The sequence below is a fragment of the Sphingomonas gellani genome (assembly GCF_900110035.1).
Classification (GTDB): domain Bacteria; phylum Pseudomonadota; class Alphaproteobacteria; order Sphingomonadales; family Sphingomonadaceae; genus Sphingomonas; species Sphingomonas gellani.
This window is the reverse complement of the sequence record NZ_FOCF01000004.1, coordinates 229,269-250,947: the sequence shown is the minus strand read 5'-3', so window position 1 is coordinate 250,947 and position 21,679 is coordinate 229,269. Positions and strand designations below refer to the sequence as shown.

General features: G+C 67.1%; 17 protein-coding genes. 12 read left to right on the top strand and 5 right to left on the bottom strand.

All coding sequences use genetic code 11. From position 1 onward, the window contains the following. The first annotated feature begins 22 nt into the window (after nucleotides 1–22). From BMX37_RS09830 to glgX, 6 genes are read left to right on the top strand one after another with little or no spacing between them, the layout of a single operon-like run. Nucleotides 23–2,452, top strand: a complete 2,430-nt coding sequence (locus tag BMX37_RS09830; RefSeq protein WP_093665551.1) for a glycogen/starch/alpha-glucan phosphorylase — start codon at nucleotides 23–25, stop codon at nucleotides 2,450–2,452. Then, nucleotides 2,449–4,632 carry a 1,4-alpha-glucan branching protein GlgB gene (gene glgB, locus BMX37_RS09825; protein WP_093665550.1) on the top strand — a complete coding sequence of 728 codons (2,184 nt, stop codon included), beginning with the start codon at nucleotides 2,449–2,451 and terminating at the stop codon, nucleotides 4,630–4,632. The genes BMX37_RS09830 and glgB overlap by 4 nt, the downstream gene beginning before the upstream one ends. Before the next feature lie 23 nt (nucleotides 4,633–4,655). Then, on the top strand, nucleotides 4,656–5,927 hold the full coding sequence (gene glgC, locus BMX37_RS09820; protein ID WP_093665549.1) for a glucose-1-phosphate adenylyltransferase: 1,272 nt from the start codon (nucleotides 4,656–4,658) through the stop codon (nucleotides 5,925–5,927). Beyond that, a complete protein-coding gene (gene glgA, locus BMX37_RS09815; protein ID WP_093665548.1) occupies nucleotides 5,924–7,366 on the top strand; it encodes a glycogen synthase GlgA in 1,443 nt (480 codons plus the stop codon). The genes glgC and glgA overlap by 4 nt, the downstream gene beginning before the upstream one ends. Further along, nucleotides 7,363–8,982 (top strand): alpha-D-glucose phosphate-specific phosphoglucomutase, encoded by a 1,620-nt coding sequence (locus BMX37_RS09810; protein WP_093665547.1) that lies wholly within the window; start codon nucleotides 7,363–7,365, stop codon nucleotides 8,980–8,982. The genes glgA and BMX37_RS09810 overlap by 4 nt, the downstream gene beginning before the upstream one ends. Continuing rightward, nucleotides 8,979–10,739 (top strand): glycogen debranching protein GlgX, encoded by a 1,761-nt coding sequence (gene glgX, locus BMX37_RS09805; protein WP_170841915.1) that lies wholly within the window; start codon nucleotides 8,979–8,981, stop codon nucleotides 10,737–10,739. Before BMX37_RS09810 ends, glgX begins: the two co-directional genes overlap by 4 nt. Nucleotides 10,740–10,742: 3 nt before the next feature. Here the strand turns inward: glgX and cyoD are convergent, their stop codons facing one another. From cyoD to cyoA, 4 genes are read right to left on the bottom strand one after another with little or no spacing between them, the layout of a single operon-like run. Beyond that, the gene (gene cyoD / locus BMX37_RS09800; RefSeq protein WP_093665545.1) at nucleotides 10,743–11,126 is read right to left on the bottom strand and encodes a cytochrome o ubiquinol oxidase subunit IV; all 384 of its coding nucleotides are present in this window, start codon (nucleotides 11,124–11,126) and stop codon (nucleotides 10,743–10,745) included. Continuing rightward, nucleotides 11,123–11,779, bottom strand: a complete 657-nt coding sequence (locus BMX37_RS09795) for a cytochrome (ubi)quinol oxidase subunit III (protein WP_093665544.1) — start codon at nucleotides 11,777–11,779, stop codon at nucleotides 11,123–11,125. Before BMX37_RS09795 ends, cyoD begins: the two co-directional genes overlap by 4 nt. After that, nucleotides 11,776–13,782 carry a cbb3-type cytochrome c oxidase subunit I gene (locus BMX37_RS09790; protein ID WP_093665543.1) on the bottom strand — a complete coding sequence of 669 codons (2,007 nt, stop codon included), beginning with the start codon at nucleotides 13,780–13,782 and terminating at the stop codon, nucleotides 11,776–11,778. Before BMX37_RS09790 ends, BMX37_RS09795 begins: the two co-directional genes overlap by 4 nt. Continuing rightward, a complete protein-coding gene (cyoA, locus tag BMX37_RS09785; protein WP_093665542.1) occupies nucleotides 13,782–14,690 on the bottom strand; it encodes a ubiquinol oxidase subunit II in 909 nt (302 codons plus the stop codon). Before cyoA ends, BMX37_RS09790 begins: the two co-directional genes overlap by 1 nt. Before the next feature lie 118 nt (nucleotides 14,691–14,808). On the opposite strand from cyoA, the gene BMX37_RS09780 reads away from it, so the two are divergent. The 4 genes from BMX37_RS09780 (at nucleotide 14,809) to fghA (ending at nucleotide 18,245) form a co-directional block, all read left to right on the top strand. Next, nucleotides 14,809–15,714, top strand: a complete 906-nt coding sequence (locus BMX37_RS09780; protein WP_093665541.1) for a type 1 glutamine amidotransferase — start codon at nucleotides 14,809–14,811, stop codon at nucleotides 15,712–15,714. Nucleotides 15,715–15,887: 173 nt separating this feature from the next. Then, nucleotides 15,888–17,000 carry an S-(hydroxymethyl)glutathione dehydrogenase/class III alcohol dehydrogenase gene (locus tag BMX37_RS09775; protein WP_093665540.1) on the top strand — a complete coding sequence of 371 codons (1,113 nt, stop codon included), beginning with the start codon at nucleotides 15,888–15,890 and terminating at the stop codon, nucleotides 16,998–17,000. Nucleotides 17,001–17,013: 13 nt separating this feature from the next. Next, a complete protein-coding gene (locus tag BMX37_RS09770) occupies nucleotides 17,014–17,400 on the top strand; it encodes a VOC family protein (protein ID WP_093665539.1) in 387 nt (128 codons plus the stop codon). 5 nt (nucleotides 17,401–17,405) lie between these two features. Beyond that, nucleotides 17,406–18,245, top strand: a complete 840-nt coding sequence (gene fghA / locus BMX37_RS09765) for an S-formylglutathione hydrolase (protein WP_093665670.1) — start codon at nucleotides 17,406–17,408, stop codon at nucleotides 18,243–18,245. A 6-nt stretch (nucleotides 18,246–18,251) separates the two neighbouring features. Here fghA and BMX37_RS09760 read toward each other — a convergent pair whose 3' ends face one another. Further along, on the bottom strand, nucleotides 18,252–18,659 hold the full coding sequence (locus BMX37_RS09760; RefSeq protein ID WP_093665538.1) for a winged helix-turn-helix transcriptional regulator: 408 nt from the start codon (nucleotides 18,657–18,659) through the stop codon (nucleotides 18,252–18,254). Between the two features lie 104 nt (nucleotides 18,660–18,763). On the opposite strand from BMX37_RS09760, the gene BMX37_RS09755 reads away from it, so the two are divergent. Both BMX37_RS09755 and BMX37_RS09750 read left to right on the top strand, forming a co-directional pair. Further along, nucleotides 18,764–19,534 carry an SDR family oxidoreductase gene (locus BMX37_RS09755; protein ID WP_093665537.1) on the top strand — a complete coding sequence of 257 codons (771 nt, stop codon included), beginning with the start codon at nucleotides 18,764–18,766 and terminating at the stop codon, nucleotides 19,532–19,534. A 90-nt stretch (nucleotides 19,535–19,624) separates the two neighbouring features. Then, nucleotides 19,625–21,655: a TonB-dependent receptor gene (locus tag BMX37_RS09750; RefSeq protein WP_093665536.1), complete on the top strand. Its 2,031-nt coding sequence runs from the start codon at nucleotides 19,625–19,627 to the stop codon at nucleotides 21,653–21,655. Nucleotides 21,656–21,679: the final 24 nt, after the last annotated feature.

Here is a 21,679-nt window from a genome sequence, read left to right as displayed (position 1 = left end):
ACGGACCACCGCCATCGCCACCCTGCCCGCTCCATCCGCCACGCCCGGCCGCGGCACCGTTCCGCTCGCCGACGCGATCCTCGACACGCTGGTCCATCGCATCGGCAAGGACGCGCAGGCCGCTCGCCCGCACGATTGGCTGGCGGCGACGATCCTGACGGTGCGCAACCGCATCATCGAACGGTGGATGGAATCGACAAAGGCGGCGCACGCGGCGGGTGCGAAGCGGGTTTATTATCTAAGCCTGGAATTCCTGATCGGCCGCCTGCTGCGCGATGCGCTGTCCAATCTGGCGGTGATGGAGGATGTGTGCGGCGCGCTCGACAGCCTGGGCGTGGACCTGTCTTCGCTGGAGGACATCGAACCCGATGCCGCACTGGGCAATGGCGGCCTGGGGCGACTGGCGGCATGCTTCATGGAAAGCCTGGCAAGCCTGGACCTGCCCGCCTATGGCTACGGCATCCGCTACGTGAACGGCATGTTCCGCCAGCGCATCGATCAGGGATGGCAGATCGAGCTGCCCGAGACCTGGCTCGCTTACGGCAATCCGTGGGAGTTCGAGCGGCGTGAAAGCGCCTATTTTGTCGGCTTCGGCGGAGACGTGGAGCCGCTGGAGGATGGCCGCGTACACTGGAGCCCGGCAGAGGCGGTGGAGGCCGTCGCGGTCGACACGCCCGTCGTCGGTTGGCGCGGTAAGCGGGTCAACACGCTGCGCCTGTGGACCGCGCGCGCGCTGGACCCGATCCGCCTGGATGCGTTCAACGCCGGCGATCACGAGGGCGCGCTGGCCGGGCAGGTCCGTGCCGAGACGCTGGTCCGCGTCCTCTACCCCGCCGACTCCACGCCCGCCGGTCAGGAACTTCGGTTGCGGCAGGAGTTCTTCTTCTCCTCCGCATCCATCCAGGACATCGTCCGGCGCCACCTGCAATATTTCGGCAATATCCGCACCCTGCCCGACAAGGCGGCGATCCAGCTGAACGACACTCACCCCGCCGTATCCGTCGCCGAACTGATGCGGCTGTTGATCGATCATCACGAATTGCCGTTCGACGAAGCGTGGGACCTGACCCGCCGCACCTTTGGCTACACCAATCACACGCTGCTGCCAGAGGCGCTGGAAAGCTGGCCCCTGGCGCTGTTCGAGCGGCTGCTGCCCCGGCACATGCAGCTGGTGTACGCCATCAACGCCCGTTTGCTCCGCGAGGCGCGAGAGAAGCCGGATGTCGATGACCGCGCCATCGCCGCGATCAGCCTGATCGATGAGGGAGGCGGCCGCCGCGTGCGCATGGCGAACCTGGCGTTCGCCGGCGCGCACAGCGTCAACGGCGTCGCGGCGCTGCATACCGAATTGATGAAGTCGACGGTATTCGCGGATCTCCACCGCCTGTATCCGGATCGGATCAACAACAAGACCAACGGCATCACGCCGCGTCGCTGGTTGCAGCAATGCAATCCCGGCCTGACCGCGCTGATCCGCGACGCGATCGGCGACGCGTTCCTGGACGATGCCTCCGCCCTGACGGCACTGGTCCCGCATGCCGACGATCAAGCGTTTCGGGAGCGTTTCGGCGCCGCCAAGCGTTCGAACAAGGTGATGCTGGCGGATTACATCAAGGGTAGCATGGGGCTGTCGGTCGATCCCGACGCGCTGTTCGACGTGCAGATCAAGCGCATCCACGAATATAAGCGTCAGTTGCTCAACATCGTAGAGACGGTCGCGCTGTACGATCAGATCCGCAGCCATCCGGAAAAGGCCTGGACGCCGCGCGCCAAGATCTTCGGCGGCAAGGCTGCATCGAGCTACCACAACGCCAAGCTCATCATAAAGCTGGCCAACGATGTCGCGCGGCGGGTCAATGCCGATCCGGCGGTCGGCGACCTGTTGAAGGTGGCGTTCCTGCCGAACTACAATGTCAGCCTGGCGGAAAAGATCATTCCTGCCGCCGACCTGTCCGAACAGATCTCCACCGCCGGCATGGAGGCATCGGGCACCGGCAACATGAAGTTCGCGCTGAACGGTGCGCTGACGATCGGCACGTTGGACGGTGCCAATGTCGAGATGCGCGATCATATCGGTGAGGACGACATCGTGATCTTCGGCCTGACCGCCGACGAGGTGGCGGAGCGGCGTGCCGGCGAGTACGACCCCCGCGCGGCCATCGAGGCTTCACCCGAATTGCGCCAGGCGCTGGAGGCGATCGCGTCCGGCGTGTTTTCCCCCGACGATCCCGACCGGTACAAGGGGCTGATCGCCGGACTGTACGAGGGCGACTGGTTCATGGTCGCGGCCGACTTCGATGCCTATCACACCGCCCAACGCGGCATCGATGCTCGGTGGAACGATCGCGCAGGGTGGCAGGCGTCGGCGATCCGCAACGTCGCCAATATGGGCTGGTTCTCCTCCGACCGCACGATCGGCGAGTATGCCCGCGACATCTGGGGCGTGATGTGAAACCGCCTCTCACCGCCATCTCCGCGCTGCTGGAGGGTCGGCACGACGACCCCTTCTCCATGCTGGGTACGCATGCCGGCCCGCACGGGACTTTCGCTCGCGTCTGGTTGCCCGGTTCGGAAGTCGCGCAGGCGTTCAGCCTGGATGATGAGGACCTTGGCCCGCTGACGCTGGTCGACGATCGCGGCTTGTTCGAGGGGGTGATCGCCGGCGATCCGCAACCGGTGAAGTACCGGGCGGGCGCAAAGGGTGCGGAATGGTGGGTCACAGATCCGTACAGCTTCGGCCCCGTGCTCGGCCCGGTGGACGACTTCCTGATGGCGGAGGGCACGCACCAGCGCCTGTTCGACAAGATGGGCGCGCATTGCATCGAGCATCAGGGCGCGCGCGGCGTCCATTTCGCAGTGTGGGCGCCCAATGCGCGTCGAGTCTCCGTGGTCGGCGACTTCAACGACTGGGATGGCCGCCGCCACACGATGCGCCACCGATCGGACGTCGGGGTGTGGGAGATCTTCGTACCCGACATCGGCGCGGGCCGATCATACAAGTTCGAGATCGTCGGCCCGGACGGAGCGCTTCAGCCGCTAAAGGCCGACCCGTTCGCCTTTGCCGCGCAACTTCGTCCCGAGACCGCCTCCATCGTCACCGGCCCGCCGCACCACGCGTTCGAGGATACGGCGCACCGCGCGCACTGGGCCTCGATCGATCCGCGCCGCGTTCCGGTCAGCATCTACGAGGTTCATGCCGGCAGCTGGGATCGCGACGAGAATGGCTGGTTCCTGACCTGGGACGCGCTGGCCGATCGGCTGATCCCCTATGTGGTCGAGATGGGGTTCACCCATATCGAGTTCCTGCCGATCACGGAGCATCCCTACGATCCGTCATGGGGATACCAGACGACCGGCCTGTACGCCCCGTCCGCGCGCTTCGGCGACCATGAGGGCTTTGCCCGCTTCGTCGATGGCGCGCACAAGGCGGGCGTGGGCGTCATCCTGGACTGGGTGCCCGCGCACTTCCCGACGGACGCGCACGGCCTGTCCCGCTTCGACGGGACGGCGCTGTACGAGCATGAGGACCCGCGGCTGGGTTTCCACCCGGACTGGAACACGGCCATCTACAATTTCGGGCGGCGCGAAGTGGCGGCGTTCCTGACCAACAACGCGCTGTTCTGGACCGAGCGTTATCATGTCGACGCGCTCAGGGTCGATGCGGTGGCGTCGATGCTGTACCGCGATTACTCGCGCAAATCCGGCGAATGGATCCCCAACGCGGAGGGCGGACGCGAGAATTGGGAAGCCGTGGACTTCCTGCGCGACACCAACCGCGCCGTTTATGGCAGCCGTCCGGGCGTGTTCACCGTGGCGGAGGAATCGACCTCATGGCCGGGGGTGTCGGCTCCCGCCCTGGCGGAGGCACCGCGTACCAGCCTGGGCTTCGGATTCAAATGGAACATGGGCTGGATGCACGACACGCTCCAGTACATGGCACGCGAGGGTGTGCACCGCCGGTACCATCACAATGACGTGACGTTCGGGCTGCATTACGCATTCCATGAGAATTTCGTGTTGCCGCTCAGCCATGACGAGGTGGTGCACGGCAAGGGCTCGCTGCTGACCAAGATGGCGGGCAACGACTGGGACAAGTTCGCCAATCTGCGCGCATTCTACGCGATGATGTGGGGCTATCCTGGCAAGAAGCTGCTTTTCATGGGGCAGGAGTTCGCCCAGCGCGGCGAGTGGTCGGAGGATCGCGCCCTGGACTGGCACCTGCGTGGGTCGGCCGCGCATGAGGGCGTGCGCACGCTGGTCCGCGACCTGAACCGGGTCTATCGCGACACGCCCGCGCTGCACGCCCGCGATTGCGAGCCGGACGGATTCGAGTGGCTGGTGTCGGACGATGCGGAGAACTCCGTCTTCGCCTGGCTGCGCAAGGCGCCGGGCGAGGCGCCGGTCGCGGTGATCGCGAACATGACCACCGTCGCGCGGGCGCCGTACCGAGTGCCGCTGGCCAGCGGGCGGTGGCGCGAGATCATGAATTCGGACGCGCATTGCTATTGGGGATCGGGCCTGGGCAACATGGGTGCCGTCGTCGCGGAGAACGATTCCGCCTGGGTGACGTTACCCCCATTGGCGACCATCATGCTGCAACTGGACATCGAGACGCCTGCTCAGGGCGCGTGACGGAACGGAGGGAAGGAACCACCATGAATCTTCATCATCACCGCAGGGGACAACCATTGGCGCGCGACGCGATGGCCTATGTCCTGGCGGGCGGGCGCGGCAGCCGCCTGCACGAGATGACGGACACGCGCGCCAAGCCGGCGGTGTATTTCGGCGGAAAAAGCCGGATCATCGACTTCGCCCTGTCCAACGCGCTCAACTCGGGCATCCGCCGGATCGGGGTCGCGACGCAGTACAAGGCGCACTCGCTGATCCGGCACCTGCAGCACGGCTGGAACTTCTTCCGGCCGGAGCGCAACGAAAGCTTCGACATCCTTCCGGCCAGCCAGCGCGTCTCAGAAACGCAATGGTATGAGGGCACGGCGGACGCGGTGTACCAGAACATCGACATCATCGAGAGCCATGATCCCGAATACATGGTCATCCTGGCGGGCGACCACATCTACAAGATGGATTACGAGATCATGTTGCAGCAGCACTGCGAAAGCGGTGCTGACGTGACCGTCGCGTGCATGGAAGTGCCGCGCATGGAGGCGGTGGCGTTCGGCGTGATGCACGTCGACGGGACGGACAAGATCATCGACTTCGTCGAAAAGCCCGCCGACCCGCCGTCCATCCCCGGCGACCCCGATGTGGCGCTGGCGAGTCTGGGCATCTACGTCTTCTCCACCCGCTTCCTGATCGAGGAGTTGAAGCGCGATGCGGCGACGCCCGGATCATCCCGCGATTTCGGCAAGGACATCATTCCCTATCTGGTGAAGCACGGCCGCGCCCAGGCGCACCGTTTCTCCGCCAGCTGTGTGCGATCGGACGAGGAGCCCAAGGCCTATTGGCGCGATGTCGGCACGGTGGACGCCTATTGGGAGGCGAACGTCGACCTGACCGACGTCATTCCGGAACTCGACCTGTACGACCGCGAATGGCCCCTGTGGACCTATTCGGAGATCACGCCGCCCGCCAAGTTCGTCCATGACATCGATGGTCGACGCGGTTCGGCGGTGGCCAGCCTGGTGTCGGGCAACTGCATCGTATCGGGATCGTCGATTCACCGGTCGCTGTTGTCGACCGGCGTGCGCACGCACAGCTTCGCGATGCTCGATGAGGCGGTGGTGCTGCCCTATTGCCATGTCGGGCGAGGCGCGCGGCTGCGGAAGGTGGTGATCGACCGCGGCGTCCGCATTCCGGACGGGCTGGTGGTCGGTGACGACCCGGAGCTGGACGCCCGTCGGTTCCGCCGCACCGACAAGGGTGTGGTACTGATCACCCAGCCGATGATCGACCGGCTGGACCTGTGAAGGTCCTTTCGGTCGCGTCCGAGGCGTTCCCGCTGGTCAAGACCGGCGGGCTGGCGGATGTGGTGGGCGCCCTACCCGCCGCGCTGGCGCCGCACGGGATAGCGACCACGACGCTGCTGCCCGGCTATCCCGCGCTGGGCAAGGTGGCGAAGGGGGCAAAGGTCGTGCACCGCTGGGCCGACCTGCTGGGCGTGGAGGCGCGGTTGTTGGCGACGCGCCTGCCGGGCGGCGAGGGTGCGGACCACCCGCTTCTGATCCTAGACGCGCCGCGCCTGTTCGCGCGGGAGGGCGGGCTGTACGACCATCCCGACGACTGGCAGCGTTTCGGCGCCTTTTCGCGCGCGGCGGCCGATCTGGCGTCGGGCGTCGTGAAGGGGTTCGCCTTCGATGTCCTGCATGCCCATGACTGGCAGGCAGCGATGGCGCCAGCCTATCTCCGCTTTGCGCCCGGTCCGGGACCGGTGGCGCGGAGTGTGATGACGGTCCACAACATCGCGTTTCAGGGACGATTTCCCGCCACCGTCTTCGACGACCTCGCGCTGCCGGACGATGCGTTCGCGGTCGACGGCGTCGAGTATTATGGTGGCGTCGGGTACCTGAAGGCAGGGTTGGAAGCGGCCGATGCGATCACCACCGTCAGCCCGACCTATGCGCGAGAAATCCGGGAGGGTCGGTTCGGCATGGGGCTGGAGGGGCTGATCGCCGCACGGGCTGACCGGGTCAGCGGCATCGTCAACGGCATCGATCCCGCGATCTGGAACCCGGACGCGGACGCCGCCCTGCCCGCCCCCTATTCCGCCCGCGCGATCGGCCGTCGCGCCCGCAACAAACGCGCGGTGGAAAAGATGTTCGACCTGGAGCCGGGCGACGGACCATTGTTCACCGTCATCAGCCGACTGACCTGGCAGAAGGGCATGGACGTGCTCGCCTGGGTGCTGGACGATCTGGTCGCGATGGGCGGGCGCCTGGCGCTGCTCGGCTCCGGCGATGCCGCGCTGGAACAGGCGTTCGTGGCGGCGGCGGCACGCCATCCCGGCCGGATCGGCGTGCGGATCGGCTATGACGAACCCCTGTCGCACCTGTTGCAGGGGGGTGCCGACGCGATCCTGATCCCGTCGCGGTTCGAGCCTTGTGGGCTGACCCAGCTTTACGGCCTCGCCTATGGCTGCGTGCCGGTGGTGGCGCGGACCGGCGGCCTGGCCGACACGGTGATCGACGCCAACGAAGCGGCACTGGCGGCGGGCGTCGCGACCGGTTTCCAGCATGGCGACGTATCCGCCGATACGCTGACGGAGACGCTGCGCCGCGTCGTTGCCATTCATGCGCGGCCCGACCAATGGTGCCAGATCCAGAAGAACGGCATGCGCGCCGACTTCTCCTGGAACACCAGCGGGCGTCGCTACGCCGAACTCTATCGATCGATCGCGGGGGAACAATGATCGTCACGCAAACGACCACGCCGTTCACCGACCAGAAGCCGGGCACGTCGGGCCTGCGCAAGAAGGTGCGGGTGTTCCAACAGCCGAACTATGCGGAGAACTTCATCCAGTCGGTGTTCGACGTGGTGGAGGGCAAGGAGGGTGCGACGCTGGTGATCGGCGGCGACGGTCGCTTCCTGAACCGCGAGGTGATCGGCAAGGCGATCCGCATGGCCGCGGCGGCCGGCTTCGGCCGGGTGGTGGTCGGCCAAGGCGGATTGTTGTCCACGCCCGCCGCCAGCAACCTGATCCGCCAGCGCGGCGCGATCGGCGGCCTGGTGCTGTCGGCCAGCCACAATCCGGGCGGTCCGGATGAAGACTTCGGCATCAAGTACAACATCGCCAATGGCGGCCCCGCGCCCGAGGGCGTGACGGAGGCGATCTTCGCGCGCACCGGCACGATCGATCGCTGGCAGGCGAGCGATGCGGCGGTGCCCGATCTCGACACGCTCGGTGAAAGCCGTGTCGAGGACATGGTGGTCGAGGTGGTCGACTCCGTCGCCGACTATGCCGCGCTGATGGAGCAGTTGTTCGATTTCGACGCGATCCGGGGCGCCGGGCTGACCATGTCATTCGACGCGATGAGCGCGGTGACCGGGCCGTATGCGACGGAAATCCTGGAAAAACGTCTGGGCTTTGCGTCCGGCACGGTGCGCAACGGTACGCCGCTGGAGGATTTCGGCGGGTATCATCCCGACCCCAATCTGGTCCACGCGCACGAATTGTACGATCGGATGATGGGCGACGACGCGCCGGATTTCGGCGCGGCCTCCGATGGCGACGGCGACCGCAACCTCATCATCGGGCGCGGACGTTTCGTCACCCCGTCCGACAGCCTGGCAATGCTGGCGGCCAACGCGCATCTGGCGCCGGGCTATGCGTCCGGTCTGAAGGGTATTGCCCGCTCCATGCCGACCAGCGCCGCCGCCGACCGGGTGGCCGATGCTCTGGGCATCCCGGCCTATGAGACGCCGACGGGGTGGAAGTTCTTCGGCAACCTGCTCGACGCCGGCATGGCGACGATCTGCGGCGAGGAAAGCGCGGGGACCGGGTCGGACCACGTCCGCGAAAAGGATGGTTTGTGGGCGGTGCTGCTGTGGCTCAACATTCTGGCGGCGACCGGCAAGAGCGTGGATGCGATCGCGCGGGAGCATTGGGCGCGCTTCGGCCGCAACTATTACGCGCGCCACGATTATGAGGGCGTCGAGAGCGAACGCGCCGATACGTTGATGGCCGAATTGCGCGCGGGCCTTTACGCACTGCCCGGCCGCACCGTCGCGGGGCTGACCGTCCAGGCGGCGGACGACTTCGCCTATTCCGATCCGACCGATGGTTCGGTTAGCCGCAACCAGGGCGTGCGCATCCTGTTCGCCGGCGGCAGCCGCGTCGTGTTCCGCCTGTCCGGCACCGGCACCAGTGGCGCGACGCTGCGCGTCTATCTGGAACGCTACGAGCCAGTCGACGGCAATCTCGACCGCGATACGGGAGAGGCGCTGGCGGACATTGTCGCCGCCGCCGACGAACTGGCCGGCATCGTCCGCCACACGGGACGCGAACGACCCGACGTCATCACGTGACAGCGCAATTGGGGGCGCATCCGTACGGCGGCGGCACGCGCTTCGCCGTACGGTCGCGGCCGGCGAGCGCGGCGTGGCTGTGCCTCTTCGACGGGGATCGCGAAACGCGGATCGCGATGGAGCGAAACGGCGACATCTGGTCGGTGGAGGTACCGGGTCGCGGGATTGGCACAGGTTACGGTTACCGGGTCGAGGGCCCGGGGCTGGACCCGGCAAAGCTGCTGGTCGATCCCTATGCCGTGGTCCTGGACCGCCGGTTTGCTCACGATCCACGTCTCGCGGCGGCAGGCCTCGACACAGCGGCGCTTGTGCCGAAGGCGGTCGTGCAGGCGCCCCTCGTCGCCGCTCCGCCACCACCGCTGTTCCAGCCGGGCGGCCTGATCTACGAGATCAACGTCCCCGGCTTTTCGATGCTGCACCCTGACGTGCCGGAGCTGCAGCGCGGCACGCTGGCGGCGCTCGCCCATCCGGCGGTGATCGCCCATCTGCAACGGATCGGGGTCGCGGCGGTGGAGCTGATGCCGATCGTCGCCTGGATCGACGAACGCCACCTGGCCCCGCTCGGACTGCGCAACGCCTGGGGGTATAATCCGGTCGTGCCGATGGCGCTCGATCCTGGGCTGGTGCCCGGCGGGCTGGCCGAGCTGACCGAGACGGTGGCGGCGCTGCGGGCGGCAGGCATCGGCACCATCCTCGACCTGGTCTTCAATCACACGGGCGAAAGCGACGTGGAGGGCCCCACCCTGTCGCTCAGGGGCTTGGACCCCGACCTGTACTATACACACTCGCCGGACGGGGCGCTGGTGAACGACGCCGGCACCGGCAACGTCCTTGACGCAAGCCGGGTGGAGGTGCGCGACCTGATCCTCGCCAGCCTGCGCCATTTCGCGCGTGCGGGTGTTGACGGATTCCGCTTCGACCTCGCCACGATCCTGGCGCGCGGACCCGGCTTCGACGCCGACGCGCCGATCTTCGCGGAGATCGCGGCCGACCCCATCCTCTCGGACCGGGTCATGATCGCGGAGCCGTGGGATGTCGGACCCGGCGGTTACCAGCTCGGTCGCTTCCCCGAGGGGTGGCTGGAATGGAACGACCGCTACCGCGACGATGTCCGGCGGTTCTGGCGCGGCGACGGCGATGCGGGTACGCTGGCGACACGCCTGTCGGGATCATCGGACCTGTTCGGTGGGCCTGCGACACGCACGGTGAACTTCGTCGCGGCGCATGACGGCTTCACGCTCGCCGACACCGTAGCCTACGCCGCGAAGCACAACATCGCCAATGGTGAGGACAACCGCGACGGTACGGACCACAACGCTTCCTGGAACAACGGCGTGGAGGGAGCGAGCGACGATGCGGCGGTGCTGGGACTTCGCGCCACGGATCGACGCGCGTTGCTGGCGACGCTGTTCGCCTCTCGCGGCACGATCATGCTGACGGCGGGCGATGAGTTCGGGCGCAGTCAGGGCGGCAACAACAACGCCTATGCGCAGGATAACGCGATCGGATGGATTGACTGGAACACGCGCGACCGCGATCTGGAAGCGTTCGTGGCGGAACTGGCGGCAAGGCGTGCCGGTGGCGCAATGGAAGGTGACGCGTGGCTGGGCGAGGACGCCGTCTGGCTGGACGTGGATGGCCGCCCGATGACCCCGGCCAGCTGGGCGGGAGCGGAGGGGTTCGAACTACGCCTGCCCGGCGCATGCACGATCCGGGTCGACCGTCGCGCGCGTGAGGTCACCCTGACACGCGACTGAGGATCACCGCATCATCCGCGCCATGTCGCCCGGCGTCATCAACTGGTGGTTGAGGTGGGTCATGATCCACACCGATCCCAGCACCACCAGCAGCACGACCAGCACGCCAAAGGCCAGCGCGATGACGTTGTTCGTGTTGTCCGGGCCGGTGGAGATATGGAGAAAGAAGACCAGATGCACGCCCATCTGCGCGACCGCCAGCACCACCAGCGCCGCCGGTACCGCCGGCCCCCACACCAGGCCGCTGCCCGGCAGCAGGAAGGATGCGGCGGTCAGCAGCGTCGCGAGCGCCAGGCCCACGACATAGCCGCCGACGCCCCGTGCCTCCGTTCGCTTGGACTCCCGCGTCTCGCCGGGCGCGGCATCGTCGCGCGCGTCCTCGCTCATAGGCCCGACCCCAACAGATAGACGAGGGTGAAGATGCCCACCCAAACGATGTCCAGCGCGTGCCAGAACAGGTTGAAACAGGACAAGCGGCGCAGGATGTCGTCGCGAAACCCCTTTACCCACAGCTGCGCCATCATCGTGCCGAGCCACAACAGCCCCACCCCGACATGCAGCCCGTGGCATCCGACCAGCGCGAAGAAGGACGACAGGAACGCGCTGCGCCCCGGCCCCGCGCCATGCTCGATCATGGTGGTGAACTCAGCCACCTCCAGCATCAGGAACGCGAAGCCGAGCAGGCCGGTGACCAACAGCCACCCCTGCGCCCACGCCATCGACCGCCGCTCCGTCGCGACCGCGCCCAGCGCGCAGGTGAAGCTGGACATCAGCAGCAGCGCGGTTTCCTGCACCACGCGCGGCATCTCGAACAATTCGCGCCCGGATGGGCCACCCGCCGTCTCTCCGGCCAGCACCGCATGCGCGGCGAAGAAGCCGGAGAACATGACGATGTCGCTGAGCAGGAAGATCCAGAAACCGTAGCTGGTGACGATCCGCTGTGGCGCAGGCCCGCCCTCGCCCCGGCCGGGCGCATCGTCGTCCTTCATGTTCCCGCCATGATGGCCCAGATGGTGCGGGTCCGTCGCCGAGGCGCTCATGCCGCGCCCTCCTGCCGGTCGAGCCATGCCTGCCGTGCGGTACGTCGTGCGCGATCGGCGGCGGCGACCGTGTCGGCGGCGATCTCCACCTCTCCCTCGTCACGCCAGGCGAAGGCGACGAAGGTGGCGTAGGCGCCGACCAGGCTGACCGCGACTAGCCACCAGATATGCCACACAAGCGCAAAGCCGGTCAGCGTCGCGAAGAACGCGGTGACGAACCCGGTCGCGCTGTTCCTGGGCATGTGAACGGCCTCGTATTGCGGCGCATCGCCCAGCGATTGTTCCTTTCGCGCGCGTTCCTTGACCGTCCAGTACGCCTCCTCGCCATGCACGTCGGGCAGGACGGCGAAGTTGAAGGACGGCGGCGGCGACGCGGTGGACCATTCCAGGCTGCGCCCGTCCCACGGGTCGCCGGTCTCGTCACGCAGCGCGTCGCGGTTGCGGATCGACACCACCAGCTGCGTCACCTGCGCCACGACGCCCAGCAGCATGAACACCATGCCGCCGCCCGCGACGTAGATGCCCGGCGCCCATTCGACGTTGTCGATATGCTGCAACCGGCGCGTCATCCCCTCCAGTCCCAGCACGTACATCGCGCCGAAAACGATCACGAAGCCGGTGATCGACAGCCAGAACGCGATCTGTCCCCACCGTTCGTCCAGGCGAAACCCGAACGCCTTCGGGAACCAGTAGGTCAGCCCCGCGAAGGCGCCGAACACCACCCCGCCGACGATGACGTTGTGGAAATGTGCCACCAGGAACATGGAGTTGTGCAGCAGGAAATCGGCCGGCGGCACCGCCAGCAGGACGCCGGTCATGCCACCGACGACGAACACCAGCATAAAGGCGATAGACCACAGCATCGGCGTCGCGAAACGCACCCGGCCGCCGTACATGGTGAACAGCCAGTTGAAGACCTTCACGCCCGTGCCCACCGCGATCACGCTGGTGGCGATGCCGAACGCGGCGTTGACGTCGCCGCCCGCCCCCATGGTGAAGAAATGGTGCAGCCATACCGTGAAGCTGACCACCACGATGAACAGCGTCGCCAACACCATGGAACGATATCCGAACAATGGCTTGCTGGAGAAAGTGGAGAAGGTTTCGGAGAAGATGCCGAACGCGGGCAGTACCAGAATGTACACCTCCGGATGGCCCCAGGCCCAGATGAGGTTCATGAACATCATCGGGTTGCCGCCAGCTTCGTTGGTGAAGAAGTGGAAGCCGAGATACCGGTCCAGCGTCAGCATCGCGAGCGTGGCGGTCAGGATGGGAAAGGCCGCGACGATCAACATGTTGGAGCCGAGCGCGGTCCAGCAGAACATCGGCATGCGCAGATAGCTCATGCCCGGTGCGCGCAGTTTCAGGATCGTCGTGACCAGATTGACCCCGCTCATCAGCGTGCCGACGCCGGAGATCTGGATCGCCCACAAATAGTAATCGACGCCGACGCCGGGCGAATAGCCGGTCTCGCTGAGCGGCGCGTAGGGCAGCCAGCCGGTGCGCGCGAACTCCCCGATGACCAGGCTGGCGTTGACCAGCAGCGCACCCGCCGCCGTCAGCCAGAAACTGACCGAGTTCAGCGTCGGGAACGCCACGTCGCGCACGCCCAGTTGCAGCGGCACGACGAAGTTCATCAATCCGATGATGAACGGCATCGCGCCGAAGAAGATCATGATCGTGCCGTGAGCGGAGAACAGCTGGTCATAATGCTCCGGCGGCAGATAGCCCTGCGCCCCACCGATGGCCGCCGCCTGTTGGGTGCGCATCATGATCGCATCGACAAAGCCGCGGATCAGCATCACCAGCCCGAGCAGGACGTACATCACCCCGATCCGCTTGTGATCGACCGAGGTGATCCATTCCCGCCACAGATACGGCCAGTGCCCGGCCCGCGTGATCCAGGCGAGCACGCCCGCTAGGATCAGGCCGATCGCGCCGGCCGCGATCAGCGGGATCGGCTGGTCGATCGGAATCGCGCCCCAATTGAGCTTACCCAGCATCAGCCTGCATCCCCCGGCGATACGCCTGTCCCGCCGCGTCCACGCTCCGGCCCGGGTGCGGGCGGCAGGCGCCGTGCGACGACGGCATCGAACAATCCCGGCTCGACCGCGCGGAAGGTGAAGGGCGCAACTTCCTGACTTTGCCGGGCGAACTGGCGATAGGTGGCTGCATCCAGCACCGGCCCCCGCCCCGCAGCGGCCGCCGTCCACTGACCGAATTGCGCCACCGGCACCGCGAAAGCCCGGAAGTTCATGTCGGAAAAACCATCACCACTATAATGCGCCGACTGCCCCCAATACGTGCCCGGCTTGTCCGCCTGAAGGTTCAGCTGCGACCGCATGCCGTTCATGGCGTAGATCTGGCTCCCCAGCCTCGGCACGAAAAAGGTGTTGAGGACGCTGGCCGATGAGATGGTGAAATGCACCGGCACCCCGACCGGGATGACCAGCCGGTTGACGGACGCGATGCGTTGTTCCGGGTAGATGAACAGCCACTTCCAATCGAGCGCCACCACCTGAACCTCCAGCGGGCGAGCGCGCGACGTCAGCGGGCGTGCGGGATCGAGTTCATGGCTGCCGGTCCAGATCACGCCGCCCAGGAACAGGATCGTCAGCAGCGGCACCGACCAGACCAGCAGCTCGATCTGTCCCGAATAGACGAAGTCGGGACGATAGCGGGCGCGCGTGTTCCCGGCGCGAAACCACCAAGCAAAGGCGATCGTGGCGATCATGGTCGGTATGACGATGGCCAGCATGATCGCCAGCGCGTTGAACAGGATGGTGCGCTCGCCATGTCCGACAGGCCCGACGGGATCGAGGACCCCCGCCGCGCAACCCGCGAGCGGTGCGAGCAGCGCCGCGACGGTCGCGGCCCGCATGGCCGTGGCAGTGATGGCGCGCGCCTGCATGGCGGCGTCCTACGCCCCCCACGCGCCCGGCGCCAGCAACCTGAAGCAACATCTGCATCGATGACGGTCAACATCGACCCAGCACGGACCCCGGCCCGCCGCAATGCGTTGGCGAGCAATGATTTCCATTCCCGTACGAACGTCCGAGCCGCTCCGCTTCCTGGTAGCCGAAAGCGAGAACCACGAGCAGCGGGAGGCTCGCCGGGCACGAGTCGGGCGCAGTTCAGGCGAGAGTTATTGCGAGACGTTGCGACAGATCGCCCCCGACGCCGAGTGCCGGCGGGTGGCGCCGGCCGACGCCGATGCGGACCTTCCCGACAGGGAGGCGATCCGCGCTTACGATGCCGTGTTCGTCACCGGGTCGCCCCTGCACGTTTATAACGACATGCCGGAGACGCGGCGGCAGATCGCGTTCATGCGCGATGTGTTCGAGTCGGGCGTACCCAGCTTCGGATCGTGCGCCGGCCTGCAACTCGCGGTGGCGGCGGCGGGTGGCACGGTGCGGTCGATGGATCGGCAGGAGGCGGGGATCGCGCGCCGCATCTCCCCCACCGTCGCCGGCCGCGATCACCCGCTGCTGGCGGGGCGCGGACCCGCATGGGACGCGCCGGCGATCCATGGTGACGAGGTGGTGGACCTGCCGCCGGGCGCCACCCTGCTCGCCACCAATGCCGTGACCCGCGTGCAGGCGGCGGAGATCCGCCATGCGGGCGGCATCTTCTGGGGCGTGCAATATCACCCGGAACTGTCGCTGGCGGAGATCGCCGCCGCCCTGCGCCGTGAGGCAGGCGATCTGGTCGAGGCCGGGCTGGCGCTGACCGAGGACGCGGTGACGCATCAGGCGGAGATGCTCGACGCCCTCGACCTGCGTCCCGACCGCATCGACCTGCGCTGGCGATTGGGCGTCGATGCCGAACTGGCGGAGACCGACCGGCGCCGAACCGAGCTGAACAACTTCATCCGCCACCTCGTCATCCCGTCGCGGGACCATGCTGACGCGGCGCTCGCCATCGTCGCGGCATGAGGCGGCGACAGTCTCCCATGCCAGCACGGCTCAGCCCTGCAAGGGTCAGCATCGAAGCGGCGGGAACGGCGTCGATACGTGCCTCTCGCGGCACCACATCGCCCGTTTAGACCCTTTCCTTGAGCGCCCGGCAAAGGCATTCGCCCGGCGACGCGTTTGTTGAAGGATACGCCATGAAGACCCGTGCCGCCGTCGCTTTCGAGGCGAAGAAGCCGCTGGAGATCGTCGAACTCGACCTGGAAGGGCCCAAGGCCGGCGAGGTGCTGGTGGAGATCATGGCGACCGGCATCTGCCACACCGACGCCTATACGCTGGACGGGCTAGATTCCGAGGGCCTGTTCCCCAGCGTGCTGGGTCACGAAGGCGCCGGCATCGTGCGCGAGGTGGGCGCGGGCGTGACATCGGTGGCGCCGGGCGACCACGTCATCCCGCTCTACACCCCCGAATGCCGCCAGTGTAAGTCGTGCCTGTCGGGCAAGACCAACCTGTGCACCGCGATCCGCGCGACGCAGGGCAAGGGGCTGATGCCGGACGGCACCACGCGCTTCAGCTACAAGGGCCAGCCGATCTTTCACTATATGGGCTGTTCCACCTTCTCCAACTTCACCGTGTTGCCGGAGATCGCGGTGGCGAAGATCCGTGAGGACGCGCCGTTCCAGACCAGCTGCTATATCGGTTGCGGCGTCACCACCGGTGTCGGTGCTGTGGTCAACACGGCAAAGGTGCAGGTGGGTGAGAATATCGTCGTCTTCGGGCTGGGCGGCATCGGCCTGAACGTCATCCAGGGCGCGAAGCTGGCGGGTGCGGCGAGGATCATCGGCGTCGACATCAATCCGGAGCGCGAGGAATGGGGCCGCCGGTTCGGCATGACCCACTTCCTGAACAGCAAGGGGCTGAGCCGGGAGGACACCGTCGCCCGCGTCGTGGAACTGACCGACGGCGGCGCGGACTACACGTTCGATGCGACCGGCAATACGGAGGTGATGCGCACCGCGCTGGAGGCATGCCACCGCGGCTGGGGCACCAGCATCATCATCGGCGTGGCCGAGGCGGGCAAGGAGATCGCGACGCGTCCGTTCCAGCTCGTCACCGGACGCAACTGGCGCGGCACCGCGTTCGGCGGCGCGAAGGGTCGGACGGATGTGCCGAAGATCGTAGACTGGTACATGAACGGCAAGATCGAGATCGACCCGATGATCACACACCTGCTGTCGCTGGAGGAGATCAACAAGGGTTTCGACCTGATGCATGCGGGCGAAAGCATCCGCAGCGTCGTGATCTACTGAAGAGGACACGAACATGTTCAGTCACATGGCCGTCGGCACGAACGACATGGCGCGGTCGCGCCGATTTTACGACGCGCTGTTCGCCGCTATAGGCGGCCGGCCCGGCAAGGAGGACGCCAAGGGCCGGCTGGTCTACCTGCACGATGGCGCCTTGTTCATCGTGACTCCGCCGATCGACGGACAACCGGCGACGCACGGCAATGGCGCCACGATCGGCTTCACCATGTCCGGGCCGGATCAGGCGGACGCATGGCACCGGGCCGGGGTCGCGCATGGCGGCACCGCGATCGAGGACGCGCCGGGGATCCGCCAGGGGTCGGTGGGACCGCTTTACCTGGCGTATCTGCGCGATCCCGACGGCAACAAGCTGTGCGCCGTGCACCGGATGCCGAGGAATTGAGCGCGATGGAGACCCTATCGACCAGCCGCGCCTATGGCGGCACCCAGGGCGTGTACCGGCACGCGTCCGAGGCGACCGGCACCGACATGATCTTCTCCGTGTTCGTGCCCCCGCATGAGAAGGGCCAGACCCTGCCGGTGCTGTGGTATCTGTCGGGCCTGACCTGCACCCATGCCAACGTCACGGACAAGGGCGAGTATCGCCGCTCCTGTGCGGAGGCGGGGATCGTATTCGTGGCTCCCGACACGTCGCCGCGCGGCGAGGGCGTGCCGGACGATCCGGCGGGTGCGTACGACTTCGGACAGGGCGCAGGCTTCTACCTCGATGCAACGGAGGCGCCGTTCGCGACGAACTACCGCATGTGGCGTTACGTCACCGAGGAACTGCCCATGTCGGTCGGGGCCGCATTCCCGGTCGACATGGCGCGCCAGGGCATCACCGGCCATTCCATGGGCGGGCACGGCGCGCTGACCATCGGCCTGACCCTGCCCGATCGCTTCCGCTCCATCTCCGCCTTCGCGCCGATCGTCGCGCCATCGCAGGTGCCCTGGGGGCAAAAGGCGCTGGGCGGCTATCTGGGTGAAGACCGGGCGGCGTGGCGCCGGCATGATGCGGTGGCGCTGATCGAGGACGGCGCACGCGTCGCGGAGCTGCTGGTCGATCAGGGTGATGCCGATCAGTTCCTGGCGGAACAGCTGCGCCCCGAACTGCTGCAGGACGCCTGCGCGGAGGCGGCCATCGACCTGACGCTTCGCATCCAGCCGGGGTACGATCACAGCTACCACTTCATCTCGACCTTCATGGCCGATCATGTGCGGTGGCATGCGGAGCGTCTGCGGCGATAACGCGGGCTAGTCGCTTTTCGCGTCGAACCGGGCGCGCGCGTCGTGGATGACCGTCAGATTGGCCTCCGCCCATTGCCATACGCCGCAGAACGCCGCGCCAAGGCTCAGGCCCAGCGAGGTCAGACGATAATCGACGTGCGGCGGGATAACGGGATGCACCGTGCGAACCAGCAACCCGTCGCGCTCCATCTGCCGCAGGGTCTGGGTGAGCATCTTCTGGCTGATGCCGCCGACCAGCCGACCGATGCGTGTGAAGCGCAACTCGCCATGATCCGCGAGCGCTTCGAGGATCAGCATGGTCCATTTGTTCGCCACGCGCCCGATCAGTTCCGTCACCAGCGCGTCCACCGCGGGATCGGTGTCGGGCCATGGCTTGGCATCGGGCTTCGCGGAAAGCGCGGCTTTCGCGGGCACGGCGTCACTCTCCGGCGGGTAAGTAGGAATATTGCGGGTGCCTTCTTCCGATCGGACAACGGGCGAATAAATGGTGTGACGACATCCTCACAAGGAGATTTCCCATGAAGCAGAGCGGCAATACGATCCTGATGACCGGCGGCGGGTCCGGCATCGGCGCGGCCATCGCGCAACGTCTGCATGACCAGGGCAACACCGTGATCGTCGCCGGGCGCAGGCTTGACGCGCTGGACGAGACGATCGCCGAGCGCGAGGGGATGTTCGCGGTCCAGCTGGACGTGGAGGACGCCGAGGGCACGGCCGCGTTCGCGCGGCAGGTGCTGGCCGATCATCCGGACCTGAACGTGCTGGTCAACAATGCCGGCATCATGCGTTTCGAGTCGCTCGACGCCGCACGCGACCTCGGCGATGCGGAGACGACGATCGCCACCAACCTGCTCGGCCCGATCCGCCTGATCGACGCGTTCGTCGATCATCTCGTGCAGCAGCCAGGCGCCGCGATCGTCAACGTCACATCCGGCCTGGCCTTTGTCCCCCTGGTCGCCGCACCAACCTATTCGGCGACAAAGGCAGCGTTGCATTCCTATACCCTGTCGCTGCGTTCGGCGTTGAAGGACAAGGTTGAGGTGATCGAACTCGCGCCCCCCGGCGTGCAGACGGAACTGACACCGGGTCAGGAAGACCGGCCAGGATACCAGCCGCTTGCCGAGTTCGTCGACGAGGTCATGGCCCTGTTCGCCGAACAGCCGACACCGGAGGAAATCCTGGTACAGCGCGTCCGCCCGCTGCGCTTCGCGGAGGCCAGTGGCGATTATCAGCACACGCTGGAACAGCTGAATGCCTCCGCAAAGGCGGCGCGGGAGGCGCAGCGCTGATCGGGTGACGGCGGGCGGGCGATTCCGCTCGCCCGCGCCGGCACCTGCGGCTAACGCCACGGCACCGCTCGCTTTTCTCGAAAGTTCCGCATGCCGTTCCGCCGTTTGATCCTGGCCAGCGGCCTGTTGTGTTCGCCGGTGCTGGCGCAGGACGCGACGTCGACCGCCGATTGGGAACCGGTGCCGGACGTGGTGGTGATCGGCCGAGGCCTGGCACTGCCGCCGGGGACGCCGGCCTATGGCTCGTCCACGATCGAGCGGGATCGGCTGACCGGCGATGCGTCGGGCCGGGTCGAAGACGTTCTGGCCGATGTCGCGGGCGTGCAACAGTTCCGCCGCTCGGATAGTCGCTCCGCCAACCCCTCGGCGCAAGGGCTGACGCTGCGCGCGCTGGGCGGCAACGCGTCCAGCCGCGCGCTGGTCCTGCTAGACGGCGTGCCGATCGCCGACCCGTTCTTCGGCTACATCCCCTTCACCGCGCTCAGCCCGGAGCGTCTGGGCGCGGTCCGCATCACGCGCGGCGGCGGCTCCGGACCCTTCGGCGCCGGCGCGGTGGCGGGAACGGTGGAACTGGTCAGCGCCAGCCGTGCCGAACTGCCCCCCGTCTCCGCGCGCGCGAGCCTGGGCAGTTTCGACAGCGCGCAGATATCGGCCGCCGTGTCGCCGAACCTGGGGTCCGGCTATGTCACCCTGTTCGGCCGGGCGGAGCGATCGGACGGCTTCTTCACCACGCCTGAGAACCAGCGCGTCGCCGCCACGGCCCGCGCCCGGTTCCGCGACTGGTCGACCGGACTTCGCGCCGTCGCGCCGATCGATGCGCAGACCGAGTTGCAGATGGCCGGACTGGTGTTCGACGATCACCGCACGTTGCGCTTCCAGGGCGCCGACTCGCGGTCGCAGGGGCAGGACGCCAGCCTGCGCCTGATCCATCGCGGCGAGTGGCAGGTGGATGCGCTGGCCTATCTCCAGGCCCGCAACTTCGCGAACAAGGTCATCAGCGCGACCAGTTTCCGCCTCACGCTGGACCAGCGCAACACGCCGTCCACCGGCTATGGCGGCAAGGTGGAGGTGCGGCCGCCGGTCGGGCCCGACCATGTGCTGCGCATCGGTGTCGATACGCGGATCAGCGACGGGCGGCTGTATGAAACCGCCTATAGCGGCGCCACCGGCCTGCCGACCACGTTGCGGACCGCCGGCGGTCACGAGACCACGAGCGGGGCATTCGTGGAGGATGACTGGACGATCGGGCGGTTGGTCCTGACCGGCGGCGGGCGGGTCGATCGCTGGACGATCGATGACGGCTTCCTCCGCGAAACCACCCCCATCGGACGGATCACGAGCGACAACCGCTATGCCGACCGTGCCGGCACGATCGCGACCGCCCGGGCCGGTGCGCTGTGGCACTTGGCCGCGCCGATCGACCTGCGCGCCGCCGGCTATACCGGGTTCCGCGTGCCCACGCTGAACGAGCTGTATCGCCCATTCGTGGTGTTCCCGGTCACGACGCAGGCGAACGCCGCGCTGGGGCTGGAGCGGCTGAAGGGGGTGGAGGGCGGCGTCGACCTGCACCCGGCATCGGGCCTGACGGTCGGCCTGACCGGCTTCTACAACCGGCTGAACGGCGCGATCGCCAATGTCACGATCGGCCCCAACCTGCGTCAGCGGCGCAACGTCGATGCCATCGTGGCCAAGGGTGTGGAGGCGACGCTGGATTGGCGACACGGCGCCATGCTGTTCGACGCGTCCTATGCCCTGAACGATTCCGAGGTTCGGGCACCGGGTCAGGCCTTCGACGGGCTAGTCCCGGCGCAAAGTCCACGTCATGCCGCCAGCGCCACGCTGGGCTGGGCGCCGCATCAGGGGATCGCAAAGGACGCTCTGCTGTCGGCCACGCTGCGCCATGTCGGCCGCCAGTTCGAGGATGACCTGCAGACCGACGCACTAAAGGCGGCGACGACGGTCGACGCCCTCGCCTGCATGCCGGTGCTGCGGGGAGTTGCGGTCGAGATGCGCGCGGAGAACCTGTTCGATGTGGCGGTCCAGACCCGCAATCAGGCCGGCTCGATCGACCTTGGCACGCCGCGCACACTATGGATCGGACTTGTAGTCGGCGGGCATTGAGCAAGTTGTGCGAAGTCGTGGCGA